The organism is Bradyrhizobium sp. USDA 4011, from assembly GCF_054063415.1.
In genome coordinates, this window is the sequence record NZ_JBSSGG010000001.1 from 1,505,992 (window position 1) to 1,524,325 (window position 18,334).

15 protein-coding genes are annotated in these 18,334 nt (G+C 64.9%); 5 read left to right on the forward strand and 10 right to left on the reverse strand.

Features of this window, described 5'->3' with window-relative positions:
* Nucleotides 1–20: 20 nt before the first annotated feature.
* The 9 genes from ACVW1C_RS07055 to ACVW1C_RS07095 all read right to left on the reverse strand — a co-directional run bounded on the left by ACVW1C_RS07055 (nt 21) and on the right by ACVW1C_RS07095 (nt 12,493).
* On the reverse strand, nt 21–3,287 hold the full coding sequence (locus tag ACVW1C_RS07055) for a transglutaminase family protein (RefSeq protein WP_456757785.1): 3,267 nt from the start codon (nt 3,285–3,287) through the stop codon (nt 21–23).
* 143 nt (nt 3,288–3,430) lie between these two features.
* A complete protein-coding gene (locus tag ACVW1C_RS07060) occupies nt 3,431–3,934 on the reverse strand; it encodes a GDSL-type esterase/lipase family protein (RefSeq protein WP_456757786.1) in 504 nt (167 codons plus the stop codon).
* 141 nt (nt 3,935–4,075) lie between these two features.
* Nucleotides 4,076–5,599, reverse strand: coding sequence for a UxaA family hydrolase (locus ACVW1C_RS07065; protein ID WP_456757787.1), 1,524 nt, complete (start codon nt 5,597–5,599; stop codon nt 4,076–4,078).
* Nucleotides 5,600–5,796: 197 nt separating this feature from the next.
* Nucleotides 5,797–6,573, reverse strand: a complete 777-nt coding sequence (locus ACVW1C_RS07070) for an HpcH/HpaI aldolase family protein (protein ID WP_456757788.1) — start codon at nt 6,571–6,573, stop codon at nt 5,797–5,799.
* A gap of 39 nt (nt 6,574–6,612) precedes the next feature.
* On the reverse strand, nt 6,613–7,698 hold the full coding sequence (locus ACVW1C_RS07075) for a malate/lactate/ureidoglycolate dehydrogenase (RefSeq protein ID WP_456757789.1): 1,086 nt from the start codon (nt 7,696–7,698) through the stop codon (nt 6,613–6,615).
* Nucleotides 7,699–7,734: 36 nt separating this feature from the next.
* A complete protein-coding gene (locus ACVW1C_RS07080; RefSeq protein WP_021079917.1) occupies nt 7,735–8,463 on the reverse strand; it encodes an ABC transporter ATP-binding protein in 729 nt (242 codons plus the stop codon).
* Nucleotides 8,463–10,235 (reverse strand): branched-chain amino acid ABC transporter ATP-binding protein/permease, encoded by a 1,773-nt coding sequence (locus ACVW1C_RS07085; RefSeq protein ID WP_456757790.1) that lies wholly within the window; start codon nt 10,233–10,235, stop codon nt 8,463–8,465. The genes ACVW1C_RS07080 and ACVW1C_RS07085 overlap by 1 nt, the downstream gene beginning before the upstream one ends.
* Nucleotides 10,232–11,107: a branched-chain amino acid ABC transporter permease gene (locus tag ACVW1C_RS07090; protein ID WP_029082157.1), complete on the reverse strand. Its 876-nt coding sequence runs from the start codon at nt 11,105–11,107 to the stop codon at nt 10,232–10,234. Before ACVW1C_RS07090 ends, ACVW1C_RS07085 begins: the two co-directional genes overlap by 4 nt.
* Nucleotides 11,108–11,347: 240 nt before the next feature.
* Entirely contained in the window at nt 11,348–12,493 is a 1,146-nt protein-coding gene (locus ACVW1C_RS07095) for an ABC transporter substrate-binding protein (RefSeq protein ID WP_456757791.1), read from the reverse strand.
* Nucleotides 12,494–12,781: 288 nt separating this feature from the next.
* Between ACVW1C_RS07095 and ACVW1C_RS07100 the strand changes: the two genes are divergently transcribed.
* The gene (locus ACVW1C_RS07100) at nt 12,782–13,777 is read left to right on the forward strand and encodes a GntR family transcriptional regulator (protein ID WP_456757792.1); all 996 of its coding nucleotides are present in this window, start codon (nt 12,782–12,784) and stop codon (nt 13,775–13,777) included.
* A 25-nt stretch (nt 13,778–13,802) separates the two neighbouring features.
* On the opposite strand, the gene hpaR is transcribed toward ACVW1C_RS07100, so the two are convergent.
* Nucleotides 13,803–14,336: a homoprotocatechuate degradation operon regulator HpaR gene (gene hpaR / locus ACVW1C_RS07105; RefSeq protein WP_456757793.1), complete on the reverse strand. Its 534-nt coding sequence runs from the start codon at nt 14,334–14,336 to the stop codon at nt 13,803–13,805.
* A 110-nt stretch (nt 14,337–14,446) separates the two neighbouring features.
* On the opposite strand from hpaR, the gene hpaH reads away from it, so the two are divergent.
* The 4 genes from hpaH to hpaD all read left to right on the forward strand — a co-directional run bounded on the left by hpaH (nt 14,447) and on the right by hpaD (nt 18,298).
* On the forward strand, nt 14,447–15,253 hold the full coding sequence (gene hpaH, locus ACVW1C_RS07110) for a 2-oxo-hept-4-ene-1,7-dioate hydratase (protein ID WP_456757794.1): 807 nt from the start codon (nt 14,447–14,449) through the stop codon (nt 15,251–15,253).
* A 21-nt stretch (nt 15,254–15,274) separates the two neighbouring features.
* Complete coding sequence (locus ACVW1C_RS07115; protein WP_456757795.1) at nt 15,275–15,673, forward strand: 5-carboxymethyl-2-hydroxymuconate isomerase; 399 nt, start codon at nt 15,275–15,277, stop codon at nt 15,671–15,673.
* The gene (gene hpaE, locus ACVW1C_RS07120) at nt 15,666–17,210 is read left to right on the forward strand and encodes a 5-carboxymethyl-2-hydroxymuconate semialdehyde dehydrogenase (RefSeq protein ID WP_456757796.1); all 1,545 of its coding nucleotides are present in this window, start codon (nt 15,666–15,668) and stop codon (nt 17,208–17,210) included. Before ACVW1C_RS07115 ends, hpaE begins: the two co-directional genes overlap by 8 nt.
* Before the next feature lie 104 nt (nt 17,211–17,314).
* Nucleotides 17,315–18,298 (forward strand): 3,4-dihydroxyphenylacetate 2,3-dioxygenase, encoded by a 984-nt coding sequence (hpaD, locus tag ACVW1C_RS07125; protein WP_456757797.1) that lies wholly within the window; start codon nt 17,315–17,317, stop codon nt 18,296–18,298.
* The last annotated feature ends 36 nt before the right edge of the window (nt 18,299–18,334 follow it).

The window sequence follows — 18,334 nt, forward strand, 5'->3', positions numbered from 1 at the left end:
TGCACTTCCCCTGCATCCAATTACTGCAGGAGCGGCGTCCGCAAGTCGAGGGTCAACGGAAACTCAATTGTGCGTTCCTCCGGCGGCGGTTCGACCCTGCCGGGGGTATGACCGTGCTCCTGGAAGCGCGCCAGCCGGCGCGCCTCGGCCTCGTAGGAATTGACCGGCTTGGTCTCGTAGTTGCGGCCGCCGGGATGGGCGACATGATAGACGCAGCCGCCGAGCGAGCGGCCGTTCCAGGTATCGATCAGGTCAAACGTCAGCGGCGCGTGCACGGGAATGGTCGGATGCAGGCCGGAGGCCGGCTGCCAGGCCTTGAAGCGCACGCCGGCAACCGCCTCGCCGGCGCGGCCGGTCTCGGTCATCGGCATCCGCCGGCCGTTGCAGGTGATGACGTGACGGCCCTCGACGAAACCGGTCGCCTTCACCTGGAGCCGCTCGACCGAGGAATCGACGTAGCGCACGGTACCCCCAGCGGTGCCCTCCTCGCCCAGCACGTGCCAGGGCTCGAGCGCCTGCCGCAGCTCGAGGCCGACGCCGCCGTGATGGATGCGGCCGAACGCGGGAAAGCGGAATTCGAGCTGGGCCTGATACCACTCCGGCTCGACGTCGTAGCCGGATTGCTTGAGCTCGGCGAGCACGCCCAGGAAATCCTCCCAGAGGAAATGCGGCAGCATGAAGCGGTCATGCAGCGCGGTGCCCCAGCGCACGAACCTGCCCTGCTGCGGCTCGCGCCACAGCTTGGCGATCAGTGCCCGAATCAACAGCTGCTGCGCCAGCGACATCCGCGGATCGGGCGGCATTTCGAGCGCGCGGAATTCGACCAGGCCGAGCCGGCCGGTCGGACCATCGGGCGAATAGAGCTTGTCGATACAGATTTCGGCGCGATGGGTGTTGCCGGTGATATCGACCAGAATGTGCCGGAACAGGCGATCGACCAGCCACAGCGGCGCATCCATCCCCGGCGGCGGCACGTGCGACAGCGCGATCTCCAGCTCATAGAGCCCGTCGTGCCGCGCCTCGTCGATGCGCGGCGCCTGGCTGGTTGGGCCGATGAACATGCCGGAGAACAGATAGGACAGCGACGGATGCCGCTGCCAGTACAGCACGAGGCTCTTCAGCAGGTCCGGCCGGCGCAGGAACGGCGAATCCTCCGGCTTGCTGCCGCCGACCACGATGTGGTTGCCGCCGCCGGTGCCGGTGTGGCGGCCATCGATCAGGAAACGGTTGGCCCCGAGCCGCGTCTTCGCGGAGTCCTCATAGAGGCCGAGGGTGATGTCGACGGCCTCGCGCCAACTCTGCGCCGGCTGCACGTTGATCTCGATCACGCCGGGATCCGGCGTCACCTTGATCACCTCGATCCGCGGATCGAATGGCGGCGCGTAACCTTCGACATGGACTTGCAGCTGCAGCTCTTCCGCGGCGGCTTCGATCGCGGCGATCAGCTCGAGATAGTCCTCGACCTTCTCGACCGGCGGCATGAAGGCGCATAGCACGCCATCGCGCACCTCGATCGACATCGCGGTACGCACCGGCAGCGGCTCTTCAATGTCCTTGAGCGCCCGCGTCAGCTCCGGATCGATCTCCCCAAGCGCATCGCGCGGCGCCATCGGATCCCGCTCGATGACGTAGGGAAAATCCTCGGGCGGGACGTGTTCGAGCGAAGCGATCGGAAGCCGCAAGCCCAGCGGGGAATCGCCCGGAAAGAGAAACAGATGGCTGCGCCGGATCTTCCAGCGCTCGCTGCGCCAGCGCGCCGGCACGCGATCGCCGAGCGGGCTCCAGCGCTGGATCGGCAGCACATAGCCTTTCGGCGTGGTCAGCCCCTCGTCGAACACCCGCGCCATCCGCGCGCGCTCCTCCGGATCGGTCAGTTTGGAATTCGCAGGGCTGACATTGGCCGGCAAGCCGGCCTCGCGCTCGAGCCAGAACGCTGTGTCCTCAAAGGCCGGCATGACGTAGTCAGCCTTCAGGCCAAGCCGCGCGGCGATGCCGATTGCGATGCGCTCCGCATCGGCGATCCCAGCTTTGCGCGGATTTTCGACTGAAGCGATCAGGCCGGCATTCTTCCAGATCGGCTTACCGTCCTTGCGCCAGTAGAGGCCGAACGCCCAGCGCGGCAGGCTCTCGCCGGGATACCATTTGCCCTGGCCGTAATGCAGCAGGCCGCCGGGCGCGAACCGCGTGCGCAGCTTGCGGATCAGTTCGTCGGCCAGCCCGCGTTTGGTCGGACCGACCGCGGCGACGTTCCACTCCGGCGATTCCAGATCGTCGACCGAAACGAAGGTCGGCTCGCCGCCCATGGTCAGCCGCACATCGTCCTTCTTTAGATCGGCATCGACCTGCTCGCCGAGCCGGTCGAGCCGCGCCCAGGATTCATCCGAAAACGGCTTGGTGATCCGCGGCGCCTCGCGGATCCGCTTGACGCTCATCTCGAAGCCGAACTCGACATTGGCGAAGCCCGCGGTGCCGGTCACCGGCGCGGCCGAGCGGTAGTGTGGCGTGGCGCAGACCGGGATATGTCCCTCGCCCGTCAGCATGCCGGAGGTGACGTCGAAACCGATCCAGCCCGCACCTGGCAGATAGACCTCGGCCCAGGCGTGCAGGTCGGTGAAATCGCGCTCGACCTCACGCGGCCCCTCGAGCGGATCGATGTCCGGCCGCAGCTGAATGAGATATCCCGAGACGAAGCGCGCGGCGAGCCCGAGATGGCGCAGCGCCTGGATCAAGAGCCACGCCGAGTCGCGGCAGGAGCCGGAGCCCGCGGCCAGCGTCTCCTCCGGCGTCTGGATGCCGGCCTCCATGCGGATCACGTAGCCGATCTTCTTCTGCAGCTGCGCGTTCAGCTCGACCAGGAAATTGACGGTCGAGTCGGCCTTGCGCGGAATGTCCTTCAAATAAGCCGCGAGCAACGGTCCCGGCACCTCGGTCTCAAGATAAGGCGCGAGCTCGGTCTTGAGATCTTCGGGGTATTCGAACGGAAAGGCGTTGGCGTAAGGCTCGACGAAGAAGTCGAACGGATTGACCACCGTCATCTGTGCGGTGAAGTCGACCTCGACCTTGAGCTCGGTCGCCTTCTCCGGAAAAACGTAGCGCGCCAGCCAGTTGCCCTGCGGATCCTGCTGCCAGTTCACGAAATGATTCGATGGCGTGACCTTGAGCGAATAACTCAGGATCGGCGTGCGGGTATGCGGCGCGGGCCGGAGCCGAATGGTCTGAGGCCCGAGATCGATCGGCCGGTCGTATTTGTAGTGCGTGACGTGATGCAGTGCGACGAAGATCGACACGGACCGAGGACTCCAGCAGCTTTTTTGAGCAGAACACTGGTTCCGGTCGACATCAAGCACTAACAACGGGCAGCGACTGCCCAGGAATTATCCGCCGCGTTGTCCCGACCTCTAGCAACTGGCGTGGCTGGTTACCCTCGCCGCTATCGGCCGATTGCGCCGGATACCCGCGAAGCGAGCTGCTCGGCGAGCGTGTGATAGCCCTCGGGGGTCAAATGCTGGCCATCGGGCTGATGCGGGAGGCCGTGCAGCATCCCGTTGGAGAGCATGATCACCGCGATGCCACGGGCGCTCAGTCGACTTTGGATATCCGCTGTGCGGTCGGGGCTGCCCTTGCGCCGATCATTGCCGCCCGGCTGTAGAATCACCGCACGGGTCCCGTTCGGGACGGCACGGTCCAGGCGTTGCAGCATCCCTTCCGTGGTGTCGCCATTGATGCCGGCGTTCACGACACGGACGTTCAATCCCTTCGCCCGCAAGATCGCTTCGAGCTGCGCGGGATAGGCCTGGTTGCGCGCCACGCCCTTGCCGTAGGTGTTGCTCGCGCCAAGCGCCACGATGGTTGCGGCGTCGGCTGAACCGACGCCAAGACTCAAGGCGGCCAGGAATGCGAGGCATCCAATGCTTCCCGATCGACCCGCGCGCATCCTGCCTCCGTTCAAATCGAAACGCCAGCCTGTAGCCCGGATGGAGCGGAGCGCAATCCGGGAGGCCACGTCAATAGAACTCGTCGCCCCTGCGAAAAGCAGGGACGACAGCGGAGTGCGAGGCTAGATCGTAGGTCTAAACTACATCGTCGCGCCCAAGACCCACGGCGCGAACTCCGCACCGCCGAAATCAAAGCTCTCGCTCTTGGTCGGCTGGCCCGAGGCGGTCTTGAGGATCAGGTCGAAGATGCGCTGGCCGCATTCCTGCACGCTCTCCTCGCCGTCGAGGATGGTGCCGCAATTGACGTCCATGTCGTCTTCCATCCGCTTGTACATCGGCGTGTTGGTGGCGAGCTTGATCGAGGGTGCGGGCTTGCAGCCGAACACGCTGCCGCGGCCGGTGGTGAAGCAGACGAGGTTGGCGCCGCCGGCGACCTGCCCGGTCGCAGCGACCGGGTCGTAGCCGGGCGTGTCCATGAACACAAAGCCCTTCTTGGTGACGGGCTCGGCGTAGTGCAGGACGTCGACGAGATTGGTGCTGCCGGCCTTGGCCATCGCGCCGAGCGACTTCTCAAGGATCGTGGTGAGACCGCCGGCCTTGTTGCCGGGGCTTGGATTGGCATTCATCTCGGCGCCTTCGCGCTGGGTGTATTCCTCCCACCAGCGCATCAGGCCGACCAGCTTTTCGCCGACCTCGCGGCTGACGGCGCGGCGGGTCAACAGATGCTCCGCGCCGTAGGTCTCCGGTGTCTCCGAGAGGATCACCGTGCCGCCGTGACGGACCAGCAGGTCGCTGGCCGCGCCGAGCGCCGGATTGGCCGACACGCCTGAGTAGCCATCAGAGCCGCCGCATTGCAGCGCTACGGTGAGCTCGCTTGCCGGCACCGCCTCGCGCTTGACCCTGTTGGCGTCGGTGAGCGCCTCCTTCACGAAGGCAACACCGGCTTCCACGGTCTTGCGCGTGCCGCCGACCTCCTGGATGTCCATCGCGCGCAGGCGGCCGGCGAGCTTCTGCTCGGCCATCAGGCCGCCGATCTGGTTCACCTCGCAGCCGAGGCCGAGCACGATGACGTTGGAGAAATTGACGTGGCGCGCGTAGCCGCCGAGCGTGCGGCGAAGCAGCGCCAAGGGCTCATCCTGGGTCATGCCGCAGCCGGTCTTGTGGGTCAGCGCGACGACGCCGTCGACATTCGGGAAATCGGCCAGCGGGTTGTCGCCGGTGAACGGATTCTTCTTGAACATGTCGGCGACGATGCCCGCAACGTGGGCGCTGCAATTCACCGAGGTGAGGATGCCGATATAGTTGCGGGTCGCGACGCGGCCGTCGGCGCGGCGGATACCCTCGAAGGTTGCCGGCAAATCGAAGTTCGGCACCGGCTTGACGTCGACGCCATAGGCATAGTCCTTGGCAAAATCACCCATGCCGCAGTTCTGCGTATGCACATGCTGGCCGGGCGCAATCGGCTGGGTCGCGAAGCCGATGATCTGGCCATAGCGCCGGATCGGCTCGCCCTGCGCGATCGGCTTGATCGCGACCTTGTGGCCGGCCGGAATGCGGTCGAGCGTGGTGACGCCTTCGGTCACTTCAAGCCCCGGCAGCAGGCTCGCGCGCGCGATCAGGACGCTGTCGTCGGCGTGCAGGCGGATTACTTGTGCCGAGGCCATGGGAGTTCTCCTTTGGAGTTCTTCACCTCTCCCCGTCCTTTACGGGGAGAGGTCGGATTGCTTCAGCAATCCGGGTGAGGGGCGAAGCACGATGTCAATTACAGCGATGGTGCTCGCCAGACAGAAGCCCCTCACCCCAACCCTCTCCCCGCAAGCGCGGGGCGAGGGGGCAAAGCATTGCGTCTTGTCGACAGGGCTTACGCCTTGCCGCCGGACTTCTCGCGGGTCTGGTTGACCTGCATCCTGGCGTAGACCTGCATGAGGCCGACTTCGTTCGACAGCGTCACGAGCTTGAAGCCCATGTTGATCGCGCGCACCGCGCCGTCGGCGCCCGAGCAGTGGATGCCGGGATTGAGGCCGCGCTTGCCGCACTCCTTGATGATCTTCTCGTAGATCTTGAGGATCTCCGGCTCGTCGCGATCGAGCTTCGGCACCAGGCCGTAGGAGAAGCCGAGATCGGACGGTCCGATATAGACGCCGTCGATGCCTTCGACATCGAGGATGGCTTCCATGTTCTCGACCGCGGTCTTGGTCTCCATCATCGGTAGCAGCACGATCTCGTCGTTTGCGGTCTGCTGATAGGTGCCGGCCGAGCCGTACATGCCGGCGCGGATCGGGCCGTTGGAGCGCACGCCCTTCGGCGGATACTTGGCATAGGAAACCAGGTTCTTGGCTTCCTGCGGCGTGTTGACCATCGGGCAGATCACGCCATAGGCGCCGCCGTCGAGCACCTTGCCGATGATGCCCGGCTCATTCCACGGCACGCGGACCATCGGCGTGACCGGATGGGCATGCATCGACTGGAAGCACTGCACCATCGACTGATAATCCTGCACGCCATGCTGCATGTCGACGGTGACGCTGTCGAAGCCGCATTGCGCGATCACTTCGGCCGAGAACCCGGAGGGGATCGCGAGCCACGCGTTCACCACTGCCTTGCCCGACGCCCAGACTTGCTTGACCTTGTTTGCCATTGATCGCGTTTCCCTTTGCGGTTTATTGGGGGACGAGCCTCAGCTGGTCGCCCGCTGGATCGAAACTTCGCTGACGCCGACTTCGCGCGCGGTATTCACTATCGCCGCCCAGGTGTCGTCAGGCAAGGGGATGCCATTCCTGGTGCGATCGGCACGGGTTTTCCGCTCGGGATCGCCCGGAACCAGCACGGACTCCGTGCCCGCGATCGGCTTGGTGGCGCGGATGAAATCGGTGTAGCGGGTGATTTCGCCGTCGAAGAAATTGCTGGTGTCGATCACCTTGGGATCGATGTAGAACGCCATCATGCCGTTGGCGAAGCGCCGGTCCGACGACGTCGCGCCGGTGCCGGTCAGCGCGCCGCCGAGCAGTTCGCAAATGAAGGCGAGGCCCGAGCCCTTGTGGTCGCCGAAAGCACGGATCGCGCCGGTTCCCTTGGTATGGTCGCGCGGTCCGTCCGGCGTGTACGGGCCATACAGCACATGCGGATCCTCGCTCAGCGTGCCGTCGGCATCGACCAGCGCGCCCGGCGGCAGCTTCTTGCCGCCACGGCTAGCCACCAGGCACTTGCCCTCGGCGACGACGGAGGTCGCGAAATCAAGCACGATCGGATCCTGGCCCTGGCGCGGAATGCCGACGCAATACGGCGCGGTCGACAGGCGCTTCTCGACGCCGCCGTAAGGCGCGACCAGCAGCGAGCCCGCCGCGGTCACGAAATGGATCGAGACGAGGCCTTCGGCGGCAGCCATCTCGGCCCAGTCACCGACACGGCCGAGATGGCCGGAGTTGCGCAGCGCGACGGCGGCAAGCCCTGCCTTCTTGCACTTCTCGATGCCGAGCCTCACCGCGACAGGCGTGACGGTCTGGCCATAGCCGAACTTGCCGTCGACCACCGCGAGCGAGGCCGTGTCGACCACGACCTCGGGGGTCTGGTTCGGCACGATCGAGCCCATCTTCTTCCACCTGACATAGACCGGCACGCGGATCACGCCGTGGCTGTCATGGCCTGTCAGATTCGCGGTCGTCAAATAGGTCGCGATGCGCTTCGCCTCTTCCGGAGAAGACTCCGAATGGGAAAACACTTCGGACACGAAGTTGATGAGATTATCGACCTTGATGGTGACCATGAAAGACTAGCTCGCTCGATGAAGCACAATGCGTTGTCAGGCGTGGGTTTTGGCGTGACCGCCGAGATAGGCCGCGGCGATGGCTTCGTTGCCCCACAATTCGTCGGGCTTGCCGCCCAGCACGATCCGCCCGGTTTCCAGGACGAAGCCGTGATCGGCGACCGAAAGTCCCATGCGCGCATTTTGCTCGACGAGCAAGACCGTGGTGTCCTTCCTGATCTGCGAAATGATGCGGAACACCGCCTGCACGATGACAGGCGCGAGCCCGAGCGAGGGCTCATCCAGCAGCAACAGCCGCGGCTTGGCCATCAGGCCGCGCGCCACCGCGACCATCTGCAACTGGCCGCCGGACAGCGTCCAGCCGAGCGCGTTGGAGAAGGCGCGGATGTCCGGGAAGAGGTCGAACATCGCGTCGGCTTCGCGCGAGATCTGCGACGCGGACACCTTCCGGTTCGACGCGCCGAGCATGATGTTCTCTTTCACGGTGAGACCCGGGAATACGCGGCGGCCTTCCGGCACATGCGAGATGCCGAGCCGCACGATCGCTTCCGGCCCGAGGCCTGCGATCGAATGACCGTCGAACAGGATGTCGCCGGAGGCCGGCTTGGCGAGGCCGGAGATCGCGCGCAGCGTGGTCGACTTGCCGGCGCCGTTGGCGCCCAGCAACGTGACCACCTGCCCCTGCTCCACGGCGATGGTGACGCCGCGCAGCGCCTCGATCTCGCCGTAGCGGACCACGAGATTGCGGATTTCGAGCAGCGGCATCATTCGCTCCCGAGATAGGCGGAGACGACGTCGGGATGACGCAGCACCGCCATGGACTCTCCGTCGGCGATACGGCGTCCGAAGTTCAGCACGGTGATGTGCTGGGCGGCTTCCGAGACCAGCGTCATGTCGTGGTCGATGATCAGGATGGTGAGGCCCTGCACCGCGATGCGCTTGAGCAACTCGTGCAGTTCGAGCTTCTCGGTCGAGTTGAGGCCGGCGGCCGGCTCGTCGAGCAGCAGCAGCGTCGGGTTCGAGGCCAGAGCGCGCGCGATCTCGATCAGGCGCTGATGGCCGTAGGAGAAGCTCGAGATCAATTCGTTGGCGCGGTTGCCGAGACCGACGAAGGTCAAAGCCTCCATCGCGCGCTCGGTCAGCGCGTCGTCGCCCTTCCCGATTATGGTGTTGCCCGGACGCTCGGCGCCGATCTCGACATTCTCCAGCGCGGTCATCGAGCGGAACAGGCGGATGTTCTGGAAGGTGCGTCCGAGCCCCGCCGCCGTGCGCTGATGCGGCGCCATGCCGGTGATGTCGGTGCCGTCGAGCACGATCTTGCCCGCGGTCGCCTTGTAGAGACCGGACAGCACGTTCAGCGTCGTGGTCTTGCCGGAGCCGTTGGGTCCGATCAGCGCATGCACGCTGCCGCGCTTCACCGCGATGTCGACGCCATCGACCGCCTTGAGGCCGCCGAAATGCTTCGAGAGCCCGGTGACTTCGAGCACGATGTCGCCGCCTGTGGTCGCGGGCTTGAGCTGGAGCGCTCCGGCAACCGGCGGCGCCTTGGTGTGCGCGCGCCAGCGTGTGAATGCGTCGGACACGAAGCCCCAGATGCCGTCCGGCATGAAGCGGATGATCAGGATCACCGACAGGCCGTAGATTGCCAGGTAGAGGCCCGGCACGCTCTTCAGGAAGCGCAGCCATTCCGGGATCAGGATCAAGAGCCCGGTGCCGATCGCCGAGCCGATCGGTGAGGCCACGCCGCCGAGCAGCGACATGGTCAGGAATACGATCGATTCCGCGAACGAGAACTGGTCCGGGCTGACATAGGCAAAGCCGCCGGCAAACAGGCCACCCGCGAGGCCGCCGAGCACCGCGCACACCGCGAAGGCGTAGATCTTGGTGCGGAACACGTCGATGCCGTTGACGCCGGCCGCGAGCTCGTTGTCGCGCACCGCGCGCATGGCGCGGCCGAGCTTGGTGTCAGGCAAATGCCAGACCAGATAGCCGACGATCGCAAGCATCGCGACGCAGAAGGCGAGATAGCTTTGCGAGGACTGGAACAGCTCGGGCCGGCGAATGTTGGCGACGCCGTCCGGCCCGTGAGTCACGCCGATGGCGTTGATCATCACCAGCGTCACGATCTGCTGGAAGGAGATCGTCACCATCGCAAGGTAGTGCCCGCCGAGCCTCAGCGTCGACATGCCGAGGAACGCGCCGGCGACCAGCGTGATCGCGCAGGCGCCGACCAGGCAGAGCCAGAAGTTCAGATGCAGGTCGGCGGTGCCGAGGCCGACGGCATAGGCGCCAAAGCCGAAGAACGCGGCCTGCGCCAGGTTGATCTGGCCGCACAGGCCGAGCACGACCGAAAGCCCGAACACCGCGATCGAGAAGGTCGTGGCCTGAAGCAGGATGTTGAGGATGTAACCGTCGAACTGCATGCCGGCGGCGAGCGCCACCAGCACCGCCGCGCCGATGAAATACGGCAGATGACGGATGATCAGCGGCTTCGAGCGCACGGCCGGCACCGGAATCATGTTGTCGCTGGCGCTCATGCTTTCTCCGCGACACGTTCGCCGAAGATGCCCTGCGGCCGGAACACCAGGAACGCGATCAGCACCAGGAAAGCAAAGCCGTCCTTGTACGGTACCGAAATGTAGGCGGCGCCGAACGTCTCGATGACGCCGAGCGCCAGGCCGCCGACGATGGCGCCGGCGACATCGCCGAAGCCGCCGATGATGGTCGCGGCAAACGCCTTCAGCGCGATGGTCGAGCCCATCTGGATCGAGACGAACAGCACCGGCGCCACCAGGATGCCGGCGAGGCCGCCGAGCACGGCCGAATAGATGAAGGTGATCATGATCATAGTGGAGACGGAAATGCCGAGCAGCGAGGCCATCTCTTTGTCCTGCGAGGTCGCCTGCAGCTTCTTGCCGAGCAGCGTCTTCTCGAAGAACCAGAAATTGAACAACACCAGCAGGATCGTGACGCCGATGATCAACAGATACTGGCTGTCGAGATAGACCGGGCCGAGCTGGATGCCGGGCGTATCGAACCAGCCCTGCAGCACCTGCGGTTGCGGGCCGTAGATCGCCAGCACCGAGTTCGACAGCAGGATCGAGGCGCCGATGGTGGCGATGATGACAGGCAGATAGGTGCGATGGCGCAGCGGATAATAGACGCCGAGATTGAAGATGACGCCGAACAGCGCCATGCCGGCGAGCGCGATCAGGAACGACAGCCAGTAAGGCCAGCCGAGATCGACCGAGAACACCACCATCAGATAGGCGGCCACCATCGAGAACTCGCCTTGCGCGAAGTTCACCACGTTGGTGGCGCGGAAGATCAGCACGAAACCGAGCGCCACCAGCGCGTAGACCGCGCCGATGCCGATGCCGGTGAACAGCAGTTGAAGGACCAGATCCATGACAAACGTTCGGTTAGAGGGGAAGCGAATATCCCGGCACCGGCCGGATCGGTGTGCTTGTCGTACACAGCCTCTCGTTTAGGACCACGCGGGAGGTGGTAGGGCTCTCTCCCTCCTTGCGGGGGAGAGTCGGAGAGAGGGGTAAGCCACGAATTCCGCCCGTGCGGCCTACCCCTCTCCCTAACCCTCCCCCGCAAGGGGGGAGGGAACCCATCCATTCGTGCCTCCCCGACTGTCAGATCAATCGTTGAAGTCGATGTGCTTGTCGTAGACGATCTTGCCCTTGTCGTTCTTCACGACATTGTAGCCGTGCAGGCCGTCGCCGTTCTTGTCGAAATTATATTCGCCTTCGGCGCCCGCGAATTTCTGCGTCACCAGGATGGCGTCGCGGATCTTGTTCGGGTCGGTCGAGCCAGCCTTGTTGATCGCCGCCGACAGGATGGTGATCGCGTCGTACGGCCAGGCGCTCTGGTTGTCGGGCGCGGTCTTGTAGGCGTCGCGATAGGCCTTGCCGAACGCCTTCGCGGCATCGCTCGAGTCTTCGGCGAAGTCGGCGACACCGTAGGTGCCGAACAGCGCAGGGCCGGCGAGCTTGGTCGAGGACACCGCCACCACCGACGGCGAGCCGACCCACGGGATGTTGACGCCGAGCTGGCGCAGCTGCCGGGCGAAGATGCCGAGATCATTCTCGAAGGTGAAGTAGGTGCCGAGCACGTCGGCACCGGACTGCTTCACGGCGAGCACGACCGGGGTAAAGTCCTGGCTCTGGTTGGCGTAGCCCTGGTCAAGCACCGGCGGCGCGCCGAACTTGGTCAGCGCTTCCGCGAGTGCCTTGCCGCCGGCGGTGCCGAACGCGTCGGTGGAATGGACGATCGCCCACTTTTTCTTGCCGAGCGTGTTGACGCCGTAGTCGGCGATCACGCGGCCGGAATAATTGTCGTTCGGGCGGAAGCGGAACAGCCAGGGATTGCCGGAATGGGTGAGATCGGGATTGGTGCCGCCGATCATCACAGGCTTGCCGACCTTGATCACGTCCGGCGCCATCGCTTGCACCTGGGTCGAGCGGATCGAGCCGAGGAAGGCGACGATGTCGGCTTGCGCGGCGAGCTTGGAGAAGGCCAGCACGATGCCGGGATTGGTGGTCTGGTCGTCCTCGATGACGAGCTCGACCTGCTTGCCGAGCACGCCGCCGGCCTTGTTCACCGCGGCCAGCGCCAGCTTGGCACCGTTCTGGGCCCACAGCCCCTGCTCAGCGGCCGGTCCGGTCACCGGCACGCACATGCCGATCTTGATGGTCGCTCCCTGCGCCCAGGCGCTGCGCAGCAGCGCGGGAGCAGCGAGACCTGCCGCCAAGCCGGCGGAAAACTCACGTCTCGTCAGTTTCATTCAATCCTCCCTTTGGTGCGCCGACTTGCATATCGGCTGCATTGAAACGAGCTAACGCGTCGATCGATTGCCCTATCCGCAGCCATCAATCGGCACGACGAACAAACGCGAGCGCCGCTTGCGGCGCACAAGACGCGCAACGGCCGCCATCAATCTGGCGTTTGACATAGCTAAACATGATTGCACATTGCACGCAATAGTCAAAAGTCGCTGGCAACGGTGTGTAATTGCCTGCTACCAGCGACCACGACGGGATCACATGATAGTGTGACCGGCGGGCAGTCATCGATGTCGATTCCAAGAGCGAAATCGCAGACCAGACGAAAACAGCCGGCCTACGCGCTGATCAAGAGCGCATTGGCGAAGCACATCCGGACTGGCGACGTGCCACCCGGCACGGTTCTCTCCGAATCGGCGATCGCGACCTTGTTCGGCTCCAGCCGCTCGCCGGTACGGCAGGCCTTCGAACAACTCGAGCACATCGGCCTGGTGCGCCGCTTTGACGGCCGCGGCGTGATCGCAGGCAAGCGCAAGGTCGACCCGCGGCGCGTCCCGATCACGCCGGAGATGTTTGGGCTGACCGACGGCCCCGTCGAGGCGGTGCGCAGCGACGCCTGGGATACGCTCTATTACAAGCTCGAACGCGAGATCATCTACCGGTCGCTATTCGGACGCTTCCGCGTCAGCGAGCTCGCATTGGCGCGGCACTTCCGGGTCGGGCGCACGGTTGCTCGCAATTTGCTGCTACGTGCGCAGGCAATCGGAATCCTGGAGAAAGGCGCGAAGGCTCATTGGTATGTCGTACCGCTCGATGAGGATCGCCTACGCGACATCTTCGAGGTGCGCGCAACCCTCGAGCCGCTGCTCCTCAAATCCGCTGCGGCGAGGATTCCGACCGCACTGCTTGACCGGATGGCGGAGCGGCTGCGCGAAGGGATCCAATTCCGCAGCCGCGTCGGCGTCGGCGAGCTCGATGAGATCGAGGGCGACCTCCATATCCGCTGCCTGGGTTACGGCACCAATCGCGAGATGATCGAAGCGCTCAAGCGCACCCATTGCGCTTTCGTGATCGGCAAGCACATCCAGGTCGCCCTGACCGCGCCGCAGATCGATTCCTTCATGGACGAGCATCTGGTGATCATCGAAGCCTTGCGCGCCTGCGACGGCGATACGGCCGCCGCGACGTTGCGCCGCCATATCGAGTGGTCGCACTCCAAGGTCGCCGGCTGGATCGCCGAATTCCGCGCCATCAACGTGATCTCGCGCGTGCCCTACATGACGTGAGCGGCATTGCCGCGCATCGCCGCGATTACTCGTCGGCCTCGACTTCGGCGTCATCGGCCGAGCCCATTCCGGCGAGGCTTGCCTCCAGCGCGCCCAGCATTTCGTGCAACTCGGCAAGCTTGCGCGCGCCATATCGTCGTGTGATTTCGGCGTAGATCGCCTCCGACGTCGGCGCCACCGCCTCGATCAGCTTCAACCCCTTGGCGGAGATCGAGACCACCGCGCGCCGCCCGTCGTTCTCCGCTGCCTTGCGCTCGATCAACGCGCGCGCCTCGAGATCACGCAGGATCCGCGACAGGCTCGGGCCGAGCAGAAACGCCACGCGGGCGAGCTCGGTGACCTCGATCTCATCGACCGCGGTGAGCGCACGCAAAATCCGCCACTGCTGCTCGGTCAGCCCGTGATTGCGCAGCGACGGACGGAACTGCCGCATCACCGCCTCGCGCGCACGGAGCAGCGACATCGGCAGCGAGCGCGAGAACTCGCGCATCGGGGTCCGTCGCGACGATGCGTCGGCGCCCTGCCCCGGCCGGATCTCATCCAATTTCTTGCGCGCCATCGCCTAGTCCATCGCAGCAAGATTTTGCGTTGCAACATGCCCTGATTCAGTTTGCGGGAATTCACTTAACATGTTAATCATCTCCCGACATCCACTTTTGTGTATCACGCATGGCCCTCTCCAAGGACGATATCCGCGCTGCCGCCGAGCGGCTCGACAACGCGGAAAAGACCCGCAAGCAAATCCGCCAGCTCTCGCTGGAATACCCCCGCATGACCCTCGAAGACGCCTACGCGATTCAGAAGGCCTGGGTCGAGATGAAGGTGGCGCAGGGGCGCGTCGTCAAGGGCCACAAGATCGGCCTGACCTCGAAGGCAATGCAGAGCGCACTCAATATCGACGAGCCGGATTCCGGCATCCTGCTCGACGACATGTTCTTTGCCGATGGCGGCCTGGTGCCGACCGACCGCTTCATCGCGACCCGCGTCGAGGCCGAGCTCGCCTTCGTGATGAAGCATCGCCTCGCGGGGCCGAACTGCACGCTGTTCGACGTGCTCAACGCCACCGACTTCGTGGTGCCGGCGCTGGAAATCCTGGATACCAGGGTCGAGCGCGTCGACCCCGAGACCAAGGCGACGCGCAAGATCTTCGACACGATCGCCGACAACGCCGCCAATGCCGGTATTGTGCTCGGCGGCCGTCCGATCCGCCCCCTCGAAGCCGATCTGCGCTGGATCGGCGCGCTCTGTTTCCGAAACGGCCAGCTCGAGGAAACCGGTCTGGCCGCCGGCGTGTTGAATCATCCGGCGACCGCGGTGGCATGGCTCGCCAACAAGATCGCCCCGAACGGGCTGGCGCTGGAGGCCGGACAAATCGTGCTCGCAGGCTCCTTCATCCGCCCGATCGAGACCCGCAAGGGCGACACCATCCAGGCCGACTACGGACCTTACGGTTCCGTGAGCTGCTACTTCGCCTGACGCACTCAGCGGGAGAGCTGCATGCCGCATTTCACGATTGAATACTCCGCCAATCTCGACGGCCTCGTCGACATGGGCGCGACGGTCGAACTGGTCCGCAAAGCCGCGGTCGAGACCGGTATCTTCCCGCTCGGCGGCATCCGCGTGCGCGCCATCAGATGCGAGCACTACGCGATCGCCGACGGCCGCAAGAATTACGGCTTCCTCGACATGGTGCTCCGTCTCGGCGAAGGCCGCGACTTCACCACGCGCAAGAAGGCCGGCGAGCACATCTTCGAGGCGCTATCGGCTCATCTCGATCCGGTATTCGCCAACAGCAAGTTCGCTCTGTCGTTCGACATGCAGATCAACGACAAGGAAACGAGCTGGAAACGCAACAACATCCACGACGCACTGAAGGTGGAGACGGTCAATGGATAACGCCACTCCGAAATCCACAGCCGACGTGTTCCAGGCCAATCGCGATCGCGCCGGTCCGTTGCTTGCGAAATTAAAAGCCGAAGGCATCGGCCATGTGATCGACGGCAAGGTTGTGCCGGCGGCCTCCGGCCAGACCTTCGAGACGAAATCGCCGATCGACGGCACCGTGCTTGCGACCGTCGCGCGCGGCAACGCCGAGGACATCGACCGTGCCGCAACCGCCGCGTCGAAGGCCTTCAAGGCCTGGCGCGACGTGCCGGCAGCGCAGCGGCGCAAGCTGTTGCATCGCGTGGCTGACGCGATCGAGGAGCGCGCCGACGACATCGCCGTGCTCGAATGCATCGACACCGGTCAGGCACACCGCTTCATGGCCAAGGCCGCGATCCGCGCCGCCGAGAATTTCCGCTTCTTCGCCGACAAATGCGGCGAGGCCCGCGACGGCCTCAACACACCCTCGGACGAGCACTGGAACATCTCGACCCGCGTGCCGATCGGCCCGGTCGGGGTGATCACGCCGTGGAACACGCCGTTCATGCTCTCGACCTGGAAGATCGCGCCCGCGCTCGCGGCCGGCTGCACCGTGGTGCACAAGCCGGCGGAATGGTCGCCGGTGACCGCCGACCTCCTGGTCAGGCTGGCCAAGCAGGCCGGTCTGCCCGATGGCGTCTTCAACACCGTGCACGGCTTCGGCGAGGACGCCGGCAAGGCGCTGACCGAGCACCCCGCGATCAAGGCGATCGGCTTCGTCGGCGAGAGCACGACGGGCTCGGCAATCATGGCACAGGGTGCGCCGACCCTGAAGCGGGTGCATTTCGAGCTCGGCGGCAAGAATCCGGTGATCGTGTTCGACGATGCCGATCTCGACCGTGCGCTCGATGCCGTCGTGTTCATGATCTACTCGCTCAACGGCGAGCGCTGCACCTCGTCGAGCCGCCTCCTGGTCCAGGAGAGCATCGCCGAAAAATTCATAGAGAAGCTGACCGCGCGCGTGAAGGCACTCAAGGTCGGTCATCCCCTCGATCCGGCGACCGAGATCGGGCCGCTGATCCACGAGCGGCACTTCGCCAAGGTCTGCAGCTATTTCGACGTCGCCAAGCAAGACGGCGCGACGATTGCGGTCGGCGGCAAGCCGCATGACGGTCCGGGCGGCGGGCACTATGTGCAGCCGACCCTCGTCACCTGCGCCAACGCGACCATGCGCGTGGCCCAGCAGGAGGTGTTCGGTCCGTTCCTGACCGTGATCCCGTTCCGCGACGAGGCCGACGCCATCGAGATCGCCAACGGCGTGCAGTACGGCCTCGCCGGCTATGTCTGGACCGGCGACGTCGGCCGCGCGCTGCGCGTCGCGGACGCGCTCGAGGCCGGCATGATCTGGCTCAACTCGGAAAACGTCCGCCACCTGCCGACCCCGTTCGGCGGCATGAAAGCCTCCGGCATCGGCCGCGACGGCGGCGACTACTCGTTCGACTTCTACATGGAAACCAAGCACGTCTCGCTCGCGCGCGGGACGCACAAGATTCAGAAACTGGGAATCTGATTGCACGTCGTTCCGGGGCGCGAAGCGAACCCGGAAGCTCGAGATTCCGGGTTCGATGCGGCGCATCGCCCCGGAACGGCCGATAAAATTGAGGGGAAATGTCCATGCCCGTTCCGACACACGTTTTCGATCCGCCGTTCAACATCATCCGCTGCAGCCATGCCGTGCTCGACGTCACGGACCTGGAGAAGAGCGCCACTTTCTACGAGAAGACCGTCGGCCTCCATGTCGAGGACCGCGACGACAAATCGGTGTATCTGCGCGCCAGCGAGGAGCACCAGCATCACTCGGTGGTGCTGCGCAAGGCGGCGAAGGCGGCCTGCAACCGCCTCGGTTTCAAGGTCGGCAATGACGGCGACCTCGACAAGGCCGCCGCCTTCTTCTCCGAGAACGGCATCGCCTACGCCTTCGTCGACCAGCCGTTCCAGGGCCGCACGCTGCAATTCACCGATCCGTTCGGCTTCCAGATCGAGCTCTACGCCACGATGGAGAAGCGACCGCACCTGCTGCGGCGCTATGATCTCTACAAAGGCTGCCATCCGCAGCGGCTCGACCATTTCAACGTGTTCGCTGCCGAGGTGCAGGACACCGTCGATTTCTACGCCCGGCTCGGCTTCCGCCTCACCGAATATGCCGAGGAGGACGGCGACAACGGCCGCATCGCAGCCGCCTGGATGCATCGCAAGGGCAATGTCCATGACTTCGCCATCACCAACGGCCGTGGCCCGCGCCTGCACCACATCGCCTATTGGGTGCCGACCGCGATGAACATCGTGCATCTCTGCGACGTGATGGCCTCGTCCGGCTTCCTCAAGAACATCGAGCGCGGCCCGGGCCGGCACGGCATCTCCAACGCCTTCTTCCTGTATATCCGCGATCCCGACGGCCATCGCGTCGAGCTCTACACTAGCGACTATTTCACCGGCGACCACGACCACGAGCCGCTGCGCTGGTCGCTGCGCGATCCGCGCCGCCAGACATTGTGGGGCGCGCCGGCGCCGCGCTCCTGGTTCGAGGAAGGCTCGACCTTCGCCGGCCAGGCGGTGCGCGAGCCCCGCTTCGTCGCCGACGTGCTGGTTGCGGATTAGTACAGACCTCCCATCACACGTCGTCCCGGCGAAAGC

Bases quoted from the DNA above. Each gene is read 5' to 3' on its own strand.
- ACVW1C_RS07095 (WP_456757791.1), bottom strand. From the start codon at position 12,493: ATGAAACTGACGAGACGTGAGTTTTCCGCCGGCTTGGCGGCAGGTCTC.
- ACVW1C_RS07065 (WP_456757787.1), bottom strand. From the start codon at position 5,599: ATGGCCTCGGCACAAGTAATCCGCCTGCACGCCGACGACAGCGTCCTG.
- ACVW1C_RS07085 (WP_456757790.1), bottom strand. From the start codon at position 10,235: ATGAGCGCCAGCGACAACATGATTCCGGTGCCGGCCGTGCGCTCGAAG.
- ACVW1C_RS07115 (WP_456757795.1), top strand. From the start codon at position 15,275: ATGCCGCATTTCACGATTGAATACTCCGCCAATCTCGACGGCCTCGTC.
- ACVW1C_RS07080 (WP_021079917.1), bottom strand. From the start codon at position 8,463: ATGCCGCTGCTCGAAATCCGCAATCTCGTGGTCCGCTACGGCGAGATC.
- hpaH (WP_456757794.1), top strand. From the start codon at position 14,447: ATGGCCCTCTCCAAGGACGATATCCGCGCTGCCGCCGAGCGGCTCGAC.
- ACVW1C_RS07070 (WP_456757788.1), bottom strand. From the start codon at position 6,573: ATGGCAAACAAGGTCAAGCAAGTCTGGGCGTCGGGCAAGGCAGTGGTG.
- ACVW1C_RS07090 (WP_029082157.1), bottom strand. From the start codon at position 11,107: ATGGATCTGGTCCTTCAACTGCTGTTCACCGGCATCGGCATCGGCGCG.
- ACVW1C_RS07100 (WP_456757792.1), top strand. From the start codon at position 12,782: ATGTCGATTCCAAGAGCGAAATCGCAGACCAGACGAAAACAGCCGGCC.
- hpaR (WP_456757793.1), bottom strand. From the start codon at position 14,336: ATGGCGCGCAAGAAATTGGATGAGATCCGGCCGGGGCAGGGCGCCGAC.
- ACVW1C_RS07075 (WP_456757789.1), bottom strand. From the start codon at position 7,698: ATGGTCACCATCAAGGTCGATAATCTCATCAACTTCGTGTCCGAAGTG.
- hpaD (WP_456757797.1), top strand. From the start codon at position 17,315: ATGCCCGTTCCGACACACGTTTTCGATCCGCCGTTCAACATCATCCGC.
- ACVW1C_RS07060 (WP_456757786.1), bottom strand. From the start codon at position 3,934: ATGCGCGCGGGTCGATCGGGAAGCATTGGATGCCTCGCATTCCTGGCC.
- hpaE (WP_456757796.1), top strand. From the start codon at position 15,666: ATGGATAACGCCACTCCGAAATCCACAGCCGACGTGTTCCAGGCCAAT.